Source organism: Mucilaginibacter pocheonensis (assembly GCF_031456535.1).
Classification (GTDB): domain Bacteria; phylum Bacteroidota; class Bacteroidia; order Sphingobacteriales; family Sphingobacteriaceae; genus Mucilaginibacter; species Mucilaginibacter pocheonensis.
In genome coordinates, this window is the sequence record NZ_JAVDUU010000002.1 from 451,477 (window position 1) to 466,382 (window position 14,906).

Annotated in this window: 11 protein-coding genes; 7 read left to right on the top strand and 4 right to left on the bottom strand. The window is 44.1% G+C overall.

Features of this window, described 5'->3' with window-relative positions:
• Positions 1 to 10 precede the first annotated feature (10 nt).
• A complete protein-coding gene (locus J2W55_RS08830) occupies positions 11 to 1,333 on the bottom strand; it encodes an APC family permease (protein WP_310094503.1) in 1,323 nt (440 codons plus the stop codon).
• 131 nt (positions 1,334 to 1,464) lie between these two features.
• Entirely contained in the window at positions 1,465 to 3,219 is a 1,755-nt protein-coding gene (locus J2W55_RS08835) for a M61 family metallopeptidase (protein ID WP_310094505.1), read from the bottom strand.
• Between the two features lie 170 nt (positions 3,220 to 3,389).
• Here J2W55_RS08835 and J2W55_RS08840 point away from each other — a divergent pair, with 170 nt between their 5' ends.
• The 6 genes from J2W55_RS08840 to J2W55_RS08865 all read left to right on the top strand — a co-directional run bounded on the left by J2W55_RS08840 (position 3,390) and on the right by J2W55_RS08865 (position 10,694).
• Positions 3,390 to 3,824 (top strand): MarR family winged helix-turn-helix transcriptional regulator, encoded by a 435-nt coding sequence (locus J2W55_RS08840; RefSeq protein ID WP_310094506.1) that lies wholly within the window; start codon positions 3,390 to 3,392, stop codon positions 3,822 to 3,824.
• 35 nt (positions 3,825 to 3,859) lie between these two features.
• The gene (locus tag J2W55_RS08845; protein WP_310094511.1) at positions 3,860 to 4,942 is read left to right on the top strand and encodes an efflux RND transporter periplasmic adaptor subunit; all 1,083 of its coding nucleotides are present in this window, start codon (positions 3,860 to 3,862) and stop codon (positions 4,940 to 4,942) included.
• 4 nt (positions 4,943 to 4,946) lie between these two features.
• A complete protein-coding gene (locus J2W55_RS08850) occupies positions 4,947 to 8,072 on the top strand; it encodes an efflux RND transporter permease subunit (RefSeq protein WP_310094513.1) in 3,126 nt (1,041 codons plus the stop codon).
• A gap of 5 nt (positions 8,073 to 8,077) precedes the next feature.
• Entirely contained in the window at positions 8,078 to 9,397 is a 1,320-nt protein-coding gene (locus tag J2W55_RS08855; protein WP_310094515.1) for a TolC family protein, read from the top strand.
• Positions 9,398 to 9,462: 65 nt separating this feature from the next.
• Positions 9,463 to 9,843, top strand: a complete 381-nt coding sequence (locus tag J2W55_RS08860; protein WP_310094517.1) for a response regulator — start codon at positions 9,463 to 9,465, stop codon at positions 9,841 to 9,843.
• Positions 9,840 to 10,694, top strand: a complete 855-nt coding sequence (locus J2W55_RS08865) for a BadF/BadG/BcrA/BcrD ATPase family protein (protein WP_310094519.1) — start codon at positions 9,840 to 9,842, stop codon at positions 10,692 to 10,694. Before J2W55_RS08860 ends, J2W55_RS08865 begins: the two co-directional genes overlap by 4 nt.
• Before the next feature lie 192 nt (positions 10,695 to 10,886).
• Here J2W55_RS08865 and lnt read toward each other — a convergent pair whose 3' ends face one another.
• Positions 10,887 to 12,506 (bottom strand): apolipoprotein N-acyltransferase, encoded by a 1,620-nt coding sequence (gene lnt, locus J2W55_RS08870; RefSeq protein WP_310094521.1) that lies wholly within the window; start codon positions 12,504 to 12,506, stop codon positions 10,887 to 10,889.
• Positions 12,507 to 12,546: 40 nt separating this feature from the next.
• Positions 12,547 to 13,266, bottom strand: a complete 720-nt coding sequence (gene rsmI, locus J2W55_RS08875; RefSeq protein ID WP_310094523.1) for a 16S rRNA (cytidine(1402)-2'-O)-methyltransferase — start codon at positions 13,264 to 13,266, stop codon at positions 12,547 to 12,549.
• Between the two features lie 147 nt (positions 13,267 to 13,413).
• Here rsmI and serS point away from each other — a divergent pair, with 147 nt between their 5' ends.
• Positions 13,414 to 14,685 (top strand): serine--tRNA ligase, encoded by a 1,272-nt coding sequence (gene serS, locus J2W55_RS08880; protein WP_310094525.1) that lies wholly within the window; start codon positions 13,414 to 13,416, stop codon positions 14,683 to 14,685.
• The last annotated feature ends 221 nt before the right edge of the window (positions 14,686 to 14,906 follow it).

A 14,906-nucleotide genomic window follows, 5' to 3' on the forward strand; every position in this document is an offset into this window, starting at 1 on the left:
CTAAACCTTATCACTTTTTTAGATGCGGCCGACTTATTGAAATAACGCGCCAGGCGACTTCGGCGCTTAGCAACGCGATTATAGCAAATACTGCCGCCTTTAATGCCTCTGGAGTTGAAGAAAACGCGCCACCCAGCGCAACCATATAGACAACAAAAGGCAGTAACAACACCAGGCAAAGCCCTGTAATGCTTAAAGGAATACGAAATGGCCGTGCCTTATGCGGTTCTTTTACCCGCAGCTTTATCAGCGAGATATACTCCAGCGATAAACCGGCGCCATAAACGGTTACATCAATAATAAGCAGATCGGCAAAGGTCCATAATATCATAAAACTAACCACCAGCGAGCAAATAACGATGGATATGTATGGTGTTTTAAAACGGCGGTGAAGTTTGTTTAAACCGGCAGGAAGTAAACGGTCTTCAGACATTACCTGTGGCACCCGCGACACAGATAACAAAACAGCAGCGTAAATACCCAACGTACTTGCCATGCCGCCGGCTGCAATTACTACGCCCAGCCATTGACCGCCAACCAGCACGCCCAATGCCGGGAAACCATCATTGGTTAAGGTGTCATGATTGATACCTGATTGCTGTGCTATCCAGGTAATAAAAAAATAAACCACCATAACCAGTGCAAATGCAATGATCATGGAAATTCTGTATGAACGTACCGGTTTTTCAACCTCTTCGGCATAAGTAGTGATATTATCCCATCCCAGGCAGTTCCACATCACGGTATACAACGCCATGCCGAATGAAGGAAATGGAATATGCTGCAATGAGGGTGCCGGGATGGTTAAATTGCCCCCATGATGATAAATAGCCAAAATAATGAGGATAATAACGGGCGCAAGCACCGCGGCACTCAGAAACAATGACACTTTACCTACGGGCACAATCCCCAATATGTTCAACCCAGCCGATGCCCAGATAATGAGCAAGCAAACCGGAACCTGGTACTGCAGCAAAACCGGGAAGAAAAACGAGGCGTATTGTACAAACAAAACCGGGTATATAGCCAGGTCAACAAAAGTGTAAAGCCAGGTCCACCAACCCTCGTAAAAACCCCATCGGGTACCTAACGCATATTTAACCCACTTATAGTAGCCCCCGGTAACAGGCATCATACTATTAAGCTCCAATACAGTAAATATGGCCGGCACATCCCAAAGCAATGGTGTTATGAGCAATATCAGCAGCGCGCCATGATCGCCCGCGTAACTCAATAAAGGCTCCAATCCATAAGGGCCTCCGGAAACGGTAAAGAAAATAACAGCTATAAGCTGTATAGGCCTGATCTTTCTTAAGGCTGCGGCTGATGGCATAAGTTATAAAAATATAATTTATGCCCGGATTTTAAAAGATGCCGAATTTAAAAGTAAAAAAGATGCATGTGGTGCGTCTCTACTGTTTCTTCTGTCGGGAAACACCAATAAAGTGTCTCCCGATTGCTCATCTACAGGCTCAGCCATTTTTTTCGTACCAGCAATTGTTCCGGGGTGGGGTTATCAACAGAATCAATTTTATATTTAACCCGGGTGCTTTTCAGCAAAGTAACCGGCAGGGTAAGCGGCAAACCGTCACGCATAACACTTACTTCTATTTTATCGCCCGGTTTTTTGTCATTTAGCATGGTGGCGGCATCAGTGATCGCATTATTGTCAACAGCTATCAGTTCGTCATTAACGTTAATACCATCAATATATGCTGCTGTGCCGCGTATAACAGAAGTAACTATTACTTTTTTATTGGGAGCTGTCACGGTGGTTACACCAAGGGCCGCGTCATTATTAGTGGCCAGTTCATCAGTTATTTTATAGCCAGCATAGCCCAGGTATTTATCATAATCAATCGGGGTTAGGCCATTAATATATTTTTTATAAAAATCATCCAGTTTTTTTCCGGCAAATTTTTCAAATCCTTTTTTAAACTCGGCATCGGTATAACCCCTTTTTTGGGTTTTATAATATTCAGTGTACATGTACTTCATTACGTCGTCAAGCGAATGAATGCCTTTGCTGCTGTTAATGATCTCCAGATCAAGCATCATAGCAATTATGGCTCCTTTATTGTAATATGATATAGTGGTGTTAGCTGAATTCTCATTAGGTCTGTAGGCTTTTATCCAGGCGTCAAAACTCGATTCGGCAACGGTCTGCACGTTTTTACCAGGCAGGTTCTCCAGTATATTAAACTCTCCGGCCAATACATCCAGGTAATTTTCGGGCGGATACAGCTTGGTGCGACGTACTGCTATTCCCTGGTAATACTCGGTAAAGCCTTCGGCTATCCAAAGGTTGGTGGTGTAGTTTTCGTTATCATAATCAAACGGACCAAGCACAATGGGGCGTAAACGTTTTACATTCCATAAATGAAAATGCTCATGTGCTGCCAGGCTTAAAAAGTTCTGATAACCCTTCTCTGAACTATAAGCGTCGCGCGAAGCACCTAAAACAGTCGAGCTCAGGTGTTCAAGGCCACCGCCGCCTTTCAAATGATTATGCACTATAAACACATAATGTTTATTGGGGTTCTCGCCGTAAATGGCGGTTTCCTGTTCTACAATCTGGTGCAAATCTTTTTTAAGGCGTTCTTTATCATAGTTACCGCCGCCGTACATGCATATTTCATATTTTACACCCGATGCATCAAAGCCAAAAACATCTTGATTGCCCACTTCAATTGGCGAATCGAACAGGATGTCAAAATTGGGAGAGACACGTGTAAACGGATCGCCGTTAACCATTTCAAGGCTGGTTGACACTTTTGCCCAGTCCTTATATGGTTTAATATGGATGGTTGACGGATGGTGCAACATATTGGCCGGGTAGATAAATATCCCTGATGTTGACAGAAACCCATGCGATGCATCAATATAACTGGTACGAACAGAAATTTCATTAGCATAAACGCGATATTTAATAGTTACCGCCGGTATGCCTTTGGTTGTTATGCGCCAGGTGTTTTTATTGATCTTTGGAGATACAACCGGCCTGTTGCCGGCAGCAGCACTAAACGATTCTATATTTTTGGCAAATTCCCTGATGAGGTATGAGCCGGGTGTCCATACCGGCATTTTAAGGTCAAGTATATTTTGTTTTAAACCCGAAATGTGCATTTCAATATCAGCATAGTGCGCTTGTGCTTCGGGGAAAGACACGTTATAGGATATATTAACAGTACTTTGCGCCTTACTGACAGATAGGTTCATAAAAGATAATATTAAAGAAAAAGTAATGACAGGCCCGATTAATTTCATGAGCGCAAGTTAAAAAAATTATAGTTTCAAAAAATTTATGCCATAGGCCGGCACTTGTAAAATGGTTGATACATGCAACTATTTTAATTACCTACTAACTAAGTTTGCTGTTGTATTTTATAATGCAGTTAATAGAACCCATATCGCGTAAACTGATACGTCTTGGTAAATTATACCAAAGCGTACTGGCCAAACATACCGCCCATCTGGATGTGACCCGCTACCATTATATATTGTCGCTAATTTGTTACTATGACGGGCAGCTATCGCAAAAAGCCCTGGCAGAAATGCTGGGCAAAGATAAATCAGCCATGGTAAGCATCATTAACCTGCTTAGCTCAAAGGGATTTGTTTACCGTGAAAATAACCCTAATGACCGCCGCGAACAATTATTAAGGGTTACAGAAAAAGCGAGGCAGGCAGTACCGCATATTATAGAGACTTTTAAAGACATAAATTCAGGCATCACCGAAGGGATATCTGATGCAGACATGAAAATATTTGAAAGCGTGTTGTTGCGTATGCAAAACAACATAAAGCCCTTAACCACAACCTGATAAAAAGCTAAATCACAAAAATTGATTGATTCAATATGAGAACAAGGTATATCATTTACATTGCGCTGGCACTGCTGGTTGCTTATTTAATTTACAATAAGTTTTTTAGCCCGGGCGCCAAACAATCAGCCGCGGCTATCGCCGCGGGCGGAAAGGGCGGAAAGCGCAAGAACGGCCCGGTAACGGTTAACGTCATGATTGTAAAGGATACCGCCATAAATAATATTATAGATGTAACCGGATCAATTGATGCCAACGAAAAAGTAAGCCTGGTTAGCCAAACCGCGGGCAATATCACCGGCATATATTTTACAGAAGGCAGTAAAGTACAAAAAGGCCAATTGCTGGTTAAAGTATATAACCAGGACCTGGAGGCGTCGCTGCAGCAAAACAAGTATCAGATAACGCTGGCAAAACAGGTGGAGTTCCGCAACAAAGTATTGCTTCAAAAAGAGGCGATAAGCCAGGAAGAGTATGATACTTCGCTAACCTCATTAAATTCGTTAAAAGCACAGGGCGATGTAATTAAGGCGCAAATATCACGTACCGAGATAAGGGCGCCGTTTTCGGGCACCATAGGGCTGCGCAATGTGAGCCCCGGAGGGTACCTGTCGCCCCAGTCGCCTATTGCGCAACTGGTAAATATTGATCCGGCTAAGGTAACATTCTCCGTTCCGGAAAGGTATCTATCCATTATAGGCCCGGGCAGCAAGATCAGATTTAATACCGAAAGCTCAAGGGAAGACTTTACTGCCGCCGTTTACGCTATTGAACCTTCAATCGATGTCAACTCGCGTACCATAACGGTTAGGGCAAAAGCGCCCAACCCTAAGGGACTGCTTACGGCGGGCGGCTTTGCAAAGATCAATCTAACACTTGATCAGATACCCAAAACCATTTTATTACCCACGCAGGCGGTTATACCCGATTTAAAAAGCAGCCTGGTTTACATTTATCACAATGGCGTAGCTATGTCAAAACCGGTAAAAACCGATATGCGTACGGATACCAAAATACAGATCATTGACGGCCTAAAACCCGGCGACAGTGTAGTAGTATCGGGCCTAATACAAATGCGGCCAAAGGTTCCTTTAAAAATTGCTAAAGTAATTAAGTAAACCTATGAGTTTATCCTCAGTTAGTATAAAAAGGCCGGTATTGGCAACAGTAATGTCTGTGGTTATTGTTGTGTTTGGCATTATCGGCTACAAATTTTTAGGGGTAAGGGATTTCCCTTCCGTGGATCCGCCCATTATATCGGTATCTACGAGTTATTCGGGCGCAAATGCCGATGTGATTGAATCGCAGATCACCGAACCTCTCGAAAAAGCGATTAACGGTGTACCCGGTATCCGTAATCTATCATCAAACAGCGCCGTTGGGGCCAGCAATATTACGGTTGAGTTTGATTTGGATGCTGATCTGGAAACAGCGGCTAATGACGTACGCGATAAAGTTGGTCAGGCCCAGCGTCAGTTGCCTCAAGACATTGACGCCCCGCCGGTGGTTACCAAAGCCGATGCCAATGCCGATAATATTATCACATTGGAGGTAAGCAGTAACACGCGTAACATTAACCAATTGGATGACTACGCCGAAAATGTGCTGCAGGAAGGCCTTCAAACAATACCTGGCGTAAGCGCTGTTAACATACAGGGCCAGCGGCAGTATGCTATGCGTTTATGGATAGACCCTAACAAGCTAACGGCACAGGGTGTAACTGCTACTGATATTGGCGCGGCGCTGGCTAAGGAGAATGTGGAATTGCCTGCCGGAAAAATTGAGGGCAATAATACGGAAGTTACCATCAGGGCGCTGGGGAAGCTTTCTACAGAGAAAGATTTTAATGATCTCATTATCCGGTCAGACAGCAACCGGGTGATCCGTCTGCGCGATATTGGATACGCAGTTTTAGGATCGGCCAATGAGGAAACCATATTTAAGGAATCAGGCGTACCCATGATCGGTTTGGCCATAGTTCCGCAGCCGGGCGCAAATTATGTTCAAATTGCCAAAGATTTTTATAAACGCCTTGACCAGATCAAGAAGGATCTTCCCTCGGACATTTCGGTAAAAGTAGCGCTCGACAATACCAGGTTTATTAACCAGTCCATCTCTGAAGTACAGGAAACGCTTATTGTTTCATTCGTGCTGGTGGTAATCATTATCTACCTTTTCTTTCGCGATTGGCTTATCGCCTTCCGCCCGCTGATTGATATACCTGTTTCATTAATAGGCGCTTTCTTTATTATGTATATTTTTGGTTTCTCCATTAATATATTAACACTGCTCGGTATAGTGCTGGCTACGGGACTGGTGGTTGATGACGGTATAGTGGTAACAGAAAATATCTACAAAAAGGTAGAAGCCGGTATGGCTATCCGCAAAGCAGCTTTTGAGGGTTCGGCCGAAATATTTTTCGCGGTTGTATCTACCTCAGTTACGCTGGCGGCTGTGTTTTTACCTATTGTGTTCTTACAAGGTTTTACAGGCCGCTTATTCCGTGAGTTTGCTGTGGTAGTGGCTGGAGCGGTGTTGATATCGGCATTTGTATCACTGTCATTAACCCCCATGCTTAACGTAAAGCTGATCAGAAAAAGCAACAAAAAGTCAAAATTTTACGAGCGTACCGAACCTTTCTTTGTAAACATGACCACGTCGTATACCAACACGCTGGTTAAATTTATGAAGGTGAGATGGGTTTCATTTGTAATATTGGCCGTATCATTAATCATCGTTGGGGTTTTGGTTAGGGTCATCCCATCTGAACTTGCCCCGCTTGATGACCGCAGTTTGTTGCGCTATAGTGTAACCGGTTCTGAGGGCGCCACTTATGAGTATATGACGAGGTACATGGATAAGGTAGCCAAGCTTGTTGATGATTCCATACCCGAAGCAACGGTTAATTTTGAGATCGTTTCGCCCTCATTTGGTGGCAGGGGAGCTAATACCGGCTTTGGGCGTGTGGGACTTGTACCACCCGATGAACGTGGACGAACACAGCAACAACTGGCCGATTGGTTAAATAAGAAACTAAGCAAAATGCCCGATGCCCGGGCTATTGTAGTGCAGGAGCAAACTATAAGCGGTGGCGGCAGCGGGTCAAAAACATCTTTGCCGGTGCAATATGTAATTCAGAACCAGGATTTCGAAAAAATAAGGACAGTACTGCCCAAGTTTTTTGCCGAAGTTTCCAGGAGCCCTGTTTTCCAGGGGACTGATGTGGATCTTAAATTCACCAAACCCGAGCTGCGCGTAACCACCGATCGAGACCGGGCGCGGGACCTTGGTGTATCGGTTGATGATATAGCTCAAACGCTGCAATTGTATTACAGTGCAGGCCGTTTAGACTATTTTTTAATAAACGGTAAACAGTACCAGGTAATTGCACAGGTTGACCGTGCCAACCGCGATCAGCCGCTTGACCTTAAATCGGTTTATGTTCGCAGTAGTAAGGGCACCCTGGTACAGTTGGATAACGTAGTAAAGATTACCGAAGGCGCCACCCCACCGGCTATTTATCACTTTAACCGTTACAAATCGGCTACTATTTCAGCAGGCCTGGCGCCAGGCCGTACCGTGGGCGATGGTATTAAAGAGATGGACCGCATAGCCGCAAGCATGCTTGACGAAACATTCAGCACGGCGCTAAGTGGTCCATCGCGTGATTATGCCGAGGGGTCATCAAACATCCTTTTTGCTTTTGGCTTTGCATTGTTGCTCATATACCTGGTATTGGCTGCCCAGTTTGAGAGCTTTATGGATCCTTTTATTGTGATGCTCACTGTGCCTCTGGCTATTTTGGGTGCGTTTTTGTCGCTGTGGCTTTTTAATCAAACCCTTAATATCTTCAGCGAAATAGGTATCATAACCCTCGTGGGGTTGGTAACTAAAAACGGTATTCTTATAGTGGAGTTTGCCAATCAGCGCATGGAACACGGCATCCCCAAATACGAAGCCGCTGTTGAAGCAGCAACCGCGCGTTTACGCCCTATACTAATGACCAGCTTGGCCGTTGTACTTGGTTCGGTACCAATTGCTTTCGCATTAGGCGCGGGTGCAAAAAGCAGGGTATCATTAGGTATTGTAATCATGGGTGGTATGTTGTTTTCATTGATACTAACGCTTTATATTATTCCGATGATGTATGTGATCTTTGCTTCAAAAACCCGTCGCGATCCTGACCATGAACCTGAAGATACCGAAATAGAGGAAGAAAAAATACCCAAACTAATTGAAAACATATAAGCGATATGATCACTAAAAAAATAGCTTTCTTTATTTTTTGCAGCATGATTTTAGGCGTAACGGCTTGGGCGCAGGATGCCCCTATGCTTACCCTGAAAGACGCGGTAGAGATAGCCTTAAAAAACAATTATAACATAAAGTTGTCGCAAAACAACTCCACCATTGCATCAAACAACGTAACCCTGGGCAATGCGGGTGTATTACCGCAGGTAACCGGCGATTTTACAACAACCAACAGCCGCCAAACCACTAAGCAAACCCGTAATGACGGCTCCGTTAATAACATCAAAGACGCTAAAAACTCCAACAACAACTATGGCGTAAATCTTAACTGGACCATTTTTGACGGCTTTAACATGTTTGCCAATTATGATCAGTTAAAAACACAGGATACCCTGGGTGCCGTAAGACTGAAAGACACCATCCAAAGTACTATTGCCAATGTTATTACCACCTATTATGACCTCATTAGCCAGGCCCAGCAGATAAAAGCGTTGAAAGGGGCCATTGACATTTCGCGCACACAGCTGCATTACGCCAATGATAAATTTACCGTGGGCAGGGCTTCAAAACTGGATGTTTTAAATGCCCAGGTAAACCTCAATACAGATACCGCCAACCTGGTTACACAATATCAACAATTTAAAGCGGTTAAAATTCAACTTAACCAATTATTGATCCGAGACCTGCAAACAGATTTTTCTGTGACAGATACCATTGTTATTGATGATAAGTTGATAATGGCAGATATTATTAACAGCGCCCAATTGCAAAACCCGGCTATTTTATCGGCACAAATAAATAAGCGCCTGGCCGATATTAATTTAAAACAGGTTCGCTCAAGCCGGTACCCGCAGATAGCCTTAACCTCGGGCTATACTTTTTCAAATAGTAAAACGCCGGCAGGGTTTACGCTGTCGCAAAACACGCATGGTTTAAATTACGGCCTGACTGCTACCATCAATATTTTTGATGGCTTTAACCAAAACCGGCGCGAAAAAAACGCCAGGATACAGATTGATAATGCTGCTATTGACGCCAAGCAAACCCGGCTGAATGTAGAAGCGCAGATCAATAATTTTTTCGTGAGTTATTTATCAGGGCTCGACCTCATAAAGCTGGGACAGGCTAATGTGGTGATCGCTAAAAAAAATCTTGATATTTCATTGGAGAAATATAAGCTGGGTAATATCACCCCTTTGGAAATAAGGGAAGCGCAACGCAATTATCTTGATGCTCAGTCTAAATTTTTTGCGGCCCAGTACCAGGCAAAGCTTGCTGAAGTTACTTTAAAACAGATCACAAACAGTATCAATATTAATTAAGACGAATAAGTATTTATTTATTGCGCATATTTTTTAAATTGTTTTAAAAAGCTATTTTTGAAACAATGTTAATTCCATACAAAACCTGTCTTTTGATCGATGATAATTACATCGACAATTTTGTTACACGAAGGATTTTGGAAAGCAGCAATTTTGCCGAAGAGATTATTGTAAGTCAGTCGCCGGCCGAGGCTATACGTTTGCTGAGAGATGGTGATATTATACCCGATGTCATATTTTTAGATATCCGGATGCCCATAATGAGCGGATTTGAGTTTTTGCAGGAGTATGATGCCCTCCCGATAAATAAGAATGATATAAAAATATTTATGCTTTCTTCTTCGCTTGACCCTACAGATATGAAAGAATCATTAAGCAATAAATATATTACCCAATTTATTCATAAGCCTTTAACCGTTAAAGCGCTCGAAGAAATTTGTCCATGATCTTAGTTGCCGATAGCGGATCTTCAAAAACAGACTGGCTGCTCAGTATCCCACAGCAAGAGGCCATATCATTTAAAACCGCGGGATTAAACCCATATTTTTTAACCGAAAAGGAAATTACCAAAATAATACATGACCAGGTGCCAGATATGGTGGCCTATGCCGATAATATTGAGGAAATATATTTTTTTGGCGCCGGCTGCTCAAGCCCCGACAGGCACGAGATTGTTTCAAACGCCATAAGCCAGTTATTCGGCCGGGCTTTTATAAGCGTTGATAGCGACCTTTTGGGCTGCGCATACGCCACCTGCGGGCGCGAAAAAGGTATTTGCTGCGTGATGGGGACGGGATCAAACATTTCATTTTTTGATGGAGAGAACATACATGACGGTCAGCATGGCCTGGGTTTTGTTCTGGGCGACGAAGGTTCAGGAACCTGGTTTGGCAAAGCGCTGATCACTGATTTTCTGTACGGAAATATGCCTGCAGATGTTAGCCAGAAATTTGATAAAGCTTATGGGCTAAACAAAGAGATCGTGATCAAGAATGTGTATCAAAAACCTAACGCCAATACCTATCTTGCTTCCTTCTCGCGCTTTATAAGTGAAATAAAAACCACGCCCTATGGGCAGTCGCTGCTGGAGCGGGGCTTGCAGGAGTTTATTGAAACTAATATTAAATCGTATCCAGAGTATCACCGCTATAAATGCCACTTTGTTGGCTCTATTGCCTATACCTTTTCTGAAGAACTAACGGCGCTTTGCCATCAGCAGGGAGTAAAGACCGGCAAGATCATCAAACAACCCATTAATGACCTCATGGCCTTTATCCTGAAACGGAACGGGTTGTAGTTAACTTAGCCTGGTTATCTTTAACCCGGGATTATATTCGCCAAAAGCTAAATAATATTTGGAGATTGGCATCTGATGTGCACCTAAAAACCGCCTGCTGTTCATGTTCATATCCCGTGAACACCGTGAACATCCATGAACACCTGATAATCAGACGATTCGATTTTACATAACACAATAAAACGCTAAACATCAGGCAACCGCCCTTTTCTTAAATCCTTTCTTCACTGCGATAAACCCTATCAATAAAATCGCAATAACGCTCGCGGCTCTTGGCAGATAGTCGCCATGCTGAACATAAAAGGTAAGTTCCGAGTTAAGGTTGATATCTTGTTTAATGGCTGTTTTTGTCCACCATTTGGTTTGCTGCACCACATCGCCGCGCTGGTTTATAAAAGCGGAGATGCCGGTATTGGCCGAACGCGCAACCCAGCGCCGTGTTTCAATAGCCCGCAGCTTGGCATAGTCCAGGTGCTGGTCTTTTCCTGATGTGTTCTCCCACCAGCCATCATTAGTAATAACAGCGATGAATTGAGCACCCTTACGCACCGACCGGGCCACATATTCGCCCCAAATAGATTCAAAACAAATAACCGGATCGGCGCCAATACCACTTTGCGAATAAAACACCCCGGCATCGGGCTGGTTGCCATAGGCCCCGGTAGCCCCTCCCAAATGCTCAAACACCGGTTTTAAAAACGCAAGCGCATTACCAAATGGCAATGACTCTGCACCGGGCACCAGTCTTGATTTATGATAAAATTGCACATGCCCGCTATTTTCAATGTTCAAAGCCGTGCTAAAGTTGTCAAAAAACTGGCCATGCATATCCGGACTGGCCGTTGCTGTAGCCCTGGTATTGTATATCTTATAGGTTTCGGCACCGGTAAGCAAATTGCCGTTCTTATATTTGGTCAAAAAGCGCTTAGCCTGTATAAAAGAGCTGTTTGATTGTATCCTGTCCTCATCCATATAGTCTGGTATGGCAGTTTCGGGCCAAAGAAAAAACTCCGTATTGGGTTGCCCTATGCTATCCGAAAGATGGGTCATAACATCGATCTGCTGCGAAACCGGTATGCTTCCCGCTTTTTCATACGGGTCAATATTAGGCTGCACGGCTACGATATTTGATGGATTTTTTTGCTCAGTATAGTTATAGTAAGTATATAAGGAAAAGCCCAGGGGTAGCAGCAACAGCAGGGCAAAAGCGGCAATGAGCTTTAATCGTACCGCTTTCAATTGCGCCTCGCGTAAGCCTGCATATATTAAAAAAGCAAGTATATTTAATATCCACACCCAAATAGTACCGCCATAAACGCCGGTATACTCGTACCACTGTATCCACTGGTGACTTACTGCAAAACCGTTGCCCAGGGTCATCCATGGGAAGTTAAGATCCCAGCTTTGGTGCAGGTATTCGTAGCCTATCCACAAGCAAACAAAACCAGCCAGGGCCCAGGCACGATTGGTTACCATCCTTAACCGGTAATACAGCCAGCACGCCGTTGCCATAAGCAGCGGACCAAGCGAATACGGAATCAGTGTGATGGGAATAGCCACCAGGTTACCAACCTGTTTCAAAGCGTTATACACCCAATAAACAGAAGCCGTGTTCCAAACAAAGAAGCCAATAAAAGTTACATTAAATATCTGCCTGCCCTTTTTTTCAGATGTGGACTGGATAATATTTTCTATAGCCAGCAACATGGGCACAAAACCAATAAACAGCAGGAAAGTAGTGTAAGGCGTAGGCGGCCACGCTATCCACAATAGTAAACCGGAAAGAATGGCTAAGGGAAGGTTTTTTTTCATTTGATTTGTACCTCGCAATGACGGCGTTTATTCGTTTTTATTATTCGGCTTCGTCGTCGTCTTTATATTTATTTTTAGATGCCTTAGCCGGGGCTCCCGCTACGCAAATCACAAACTCCCCCTTTACCGGGTGGGTTTCAAAATATAACTTCACTTCGGCTACTGTTCCGCGCACCGTTTCTTCAAACATTTTGGTGAGCTCACGCGATACAGATAGTTGCCTGTCGGCGCCAAAATAAACAGCCATTTCATCAAGCGTTTTTAATAAACGGTGCGGCGATTCATACAGTATAATAGTGCGCTCTTCCTCTGCTAAAAATTTATAGCGTGTTTGGCGGCCTTTTTTTAATGGCAAAAAGCCCTCAAAACAAAACCTGTCTGTAGGGAAACCTGAATTTACCAGTGCCGGGACAAAAGCTGTTGCTCCGGGCAGGCACTCTACAGCAATGTCAAATTTCAAAGCTTCACGTACCAGGTAAAATCCCGGATCGGATATGGCAGGTGTGCCGGCATCTGATATAAGCGCGATATTTTTTCCTTCCAGCAAAAACTTTACTATTTCGTTTGACGATTGGTGCTCGTTATGCTGATGGTGTGAAAATACTTTTTGATGGATGTCGAAATGTTTCAGCAACGGTGCCGATGTACGGGTGTCTTCGGCCAGTATCAGGTCGGCCTCCTTTAAAATACGGATGGCCCTAAGAGTGATATCCTCCAGGTTGCCTATGGGGGTGGGTACTAAGTATAGTTTACCGGGCATTCAGTTTCGCATTGTGAGTTATAAGTTGTAAGTAGTAACAACAAAAGTTTAGTGTAAATACGCCTATATAATCACTATTTACAAAAAACTTATAACTCACTACTCTAAACTGCCAACTCGTTATATCTTTGCCTAAAAATAAATTCAATGCTGCAAGTTAGTTATATCCGCGATAACAGGGAACAGGTTTTAGAACGTTTGGCTGTAAAAAATTTTAAACAGACCGAATTGGTTGATGAAATTATTCAATTAGACGATAAACGCCGCCAAACACAAACCAGCCTGGATAATATTTCGGCCGAAGCCAATGCAGCTGCCAAACAAATTGGCGATCTGATGCGCAACGGCAAAAAGGACGAAGCCGAGGCGATCAAGTCAAAAACCGGTACGTGGAAAGAAGAAATCAAAAAACTTGGCGAACAATTAGCTTTTACTGAAGAAGAACTGTACCAAAAGCTGGTATTGCTACCCAACCTTCCCCACAGCTCTGTTCCCAAAGGCTTAACACCCGAAGAGAATGAAGTGGTGCTTGAAAATGGCGCTAAACCGGAACTTCCGGCTGCGGCCCTGCCCCATTGGGAGCTTGCTGCAAAATACAACCTGATTGATTTTGAACTGGGTGTTAAAATAACCGGCGCCGGTTTTCCGGTTTATAAAAATAAAGGAGCAAAGCTGCAACGCGCGCTTATCAACTTTTTTATTGACGAGGCCGAAAAAGCAGGCTACAGCGAGGTAAGCGTACCATTAATGGTTAACGAGGCATCTGGTTTTGGCACTTCACAATTACCCGACAAAGAAGGGCAAATGTATTTTGTTGGCCTTGACAATTTATACCTGATACCAACCGCTGAGGTACCTATTACCAACCTGTACCGCGATGTAATATTAAAAGCAGATGAATTGCCGGTAAAAAATTGCGGGCATACGCCATGTTTCCGCCGCGAAGCCGGCTCATATGGGTCACATGTGCGTGGTTTGAACCGTTTACACCAGTTTGATAAGGTAGAGATAGTACAGGTGGTGCATCCGGAAAAATCATACGAAACTATTGAGCAAATGAGCGCCCATGTGCAGGGATTGCTGCAAAAATTGGGCTTACCGTACCGTGTACTGCGCCTTTGCGGCGGCGACATGGGCTTTGGTTCTGCCTTAACTTATGACATGGAAACATGGAGCGCGGCTCAGCAACGCTGGCTGGAAGTTTCATCGGTATCAAACTTCGAGACATTCCAGAGCAACCGGTTAAAACTGCGTTTCCGCAATGCCGAGGGAAAAACCCAGCTGGCCCATACGCTGAACGGCAGCGCCCTGGCCTTGCCCCGTATTGTAGCAACCTTACTGGAGAACAATCAAACGGAAAAGGGCATTAAAATACCGGAGGTATTAGTGCCATATACCCGGTTTGAGTGGATTGATTAGTTCCCCTAAAGAGCTACGTTTGGCACGCGGTGTAGACTCACCCTGTCATCGCTTCGCTCGACGTCCCTCTCTCCGCCTCCGGCGCAAAGAGGGAACGGGGAAAAATCAAATGTAGAAAACAATTATCTCCTCAACCCTCTTTATGACAAAGCCATAGAGAGGGTCGCCCAGCGTAGCGTAGGCGGGGTGAGTCTAACCCGCGGTGTAGACTCACCCTGTCA

Excerpts from the sequence above, each read along its gene's own strand:
- lnt (WP_310094521.1), bottom strand. The coding sequence starts at position 12,506 with ATGAAAAAAAACCTTCCCTTAGCCATTCTTTCCGGTTTACTATTGTGG.
- J2W55_RS08830 (WP_310094503.1), bottom strand. The coding sequence starts at position 1,333 with ATGCCATCAGCCGCAGCCTTAAGAAAGATCAGGCCTATACAGCTTATA.
- J2W55_RS08850 (WP_310094513.1), top strand. The coding sequence starts at position 4,947 with ATGAGTTTATCCTCAGTTAGTATAAAAAGGCCGGTATTGGCAACAGTA.
- J2W55_RS08855 (WP_310094515.1), top strand. The coding sequence starts at position 8,078 with ATGATCACTAAAAAAATAGCTTTCTTTATTTTTTGCAGCATGATTTTA.
- J2W55_RS08860 (WP_310094517.1), top strand. The coding sequence starts at position 9,463 with ATGTTAATTCCATACAAAACCTGTCTTTTGATCGATGATAATTACATC.
- J2W55_RS08865 (WP_310094519.1), top strand. The coding sequence starts at position 9,840 with ATGATCTTAGTTGCCGATAGCGGATCTTCAAAAACAGACTGGCTGCTC.
- J2W55_RS08835 (WP_310094505.1), bottom strand. The coding sequence starts at position 3,219 with ATGAACCTATCTGTCAGTAAGGCGCAAAGTACTGTTAATATATCCTAT.
- J2W55_RS08845 (WP_310094511.1), top strand. The coding sequence starts at position 3,860 with ATGAGAACAAGGTATATCATTTACATTGCGCTGGCACTGCTGGTTGCT.
- serS (WP_310094525.1), top strand. The coding sequence starts at position 13,414 with ATGCTGCAAGTTAGTTATATCCGCGATAACAGGGAACAGGTTTTAGAA.
- rsmI (WP_310094523.1), bottom strand. The coding sequence starts at position 13,266 with ATGCCCGGTAAACTATACTTAGTACCCACCCCCATAGGCAACCTGGAG.
- J2W55_RS08840 (WP_310094506.1), top strand. The coding sequence starts at position 3,390 with ATGCAGTTAATAGAACCCATATCGCGTAAACTGATACGTCTTGGTAAA.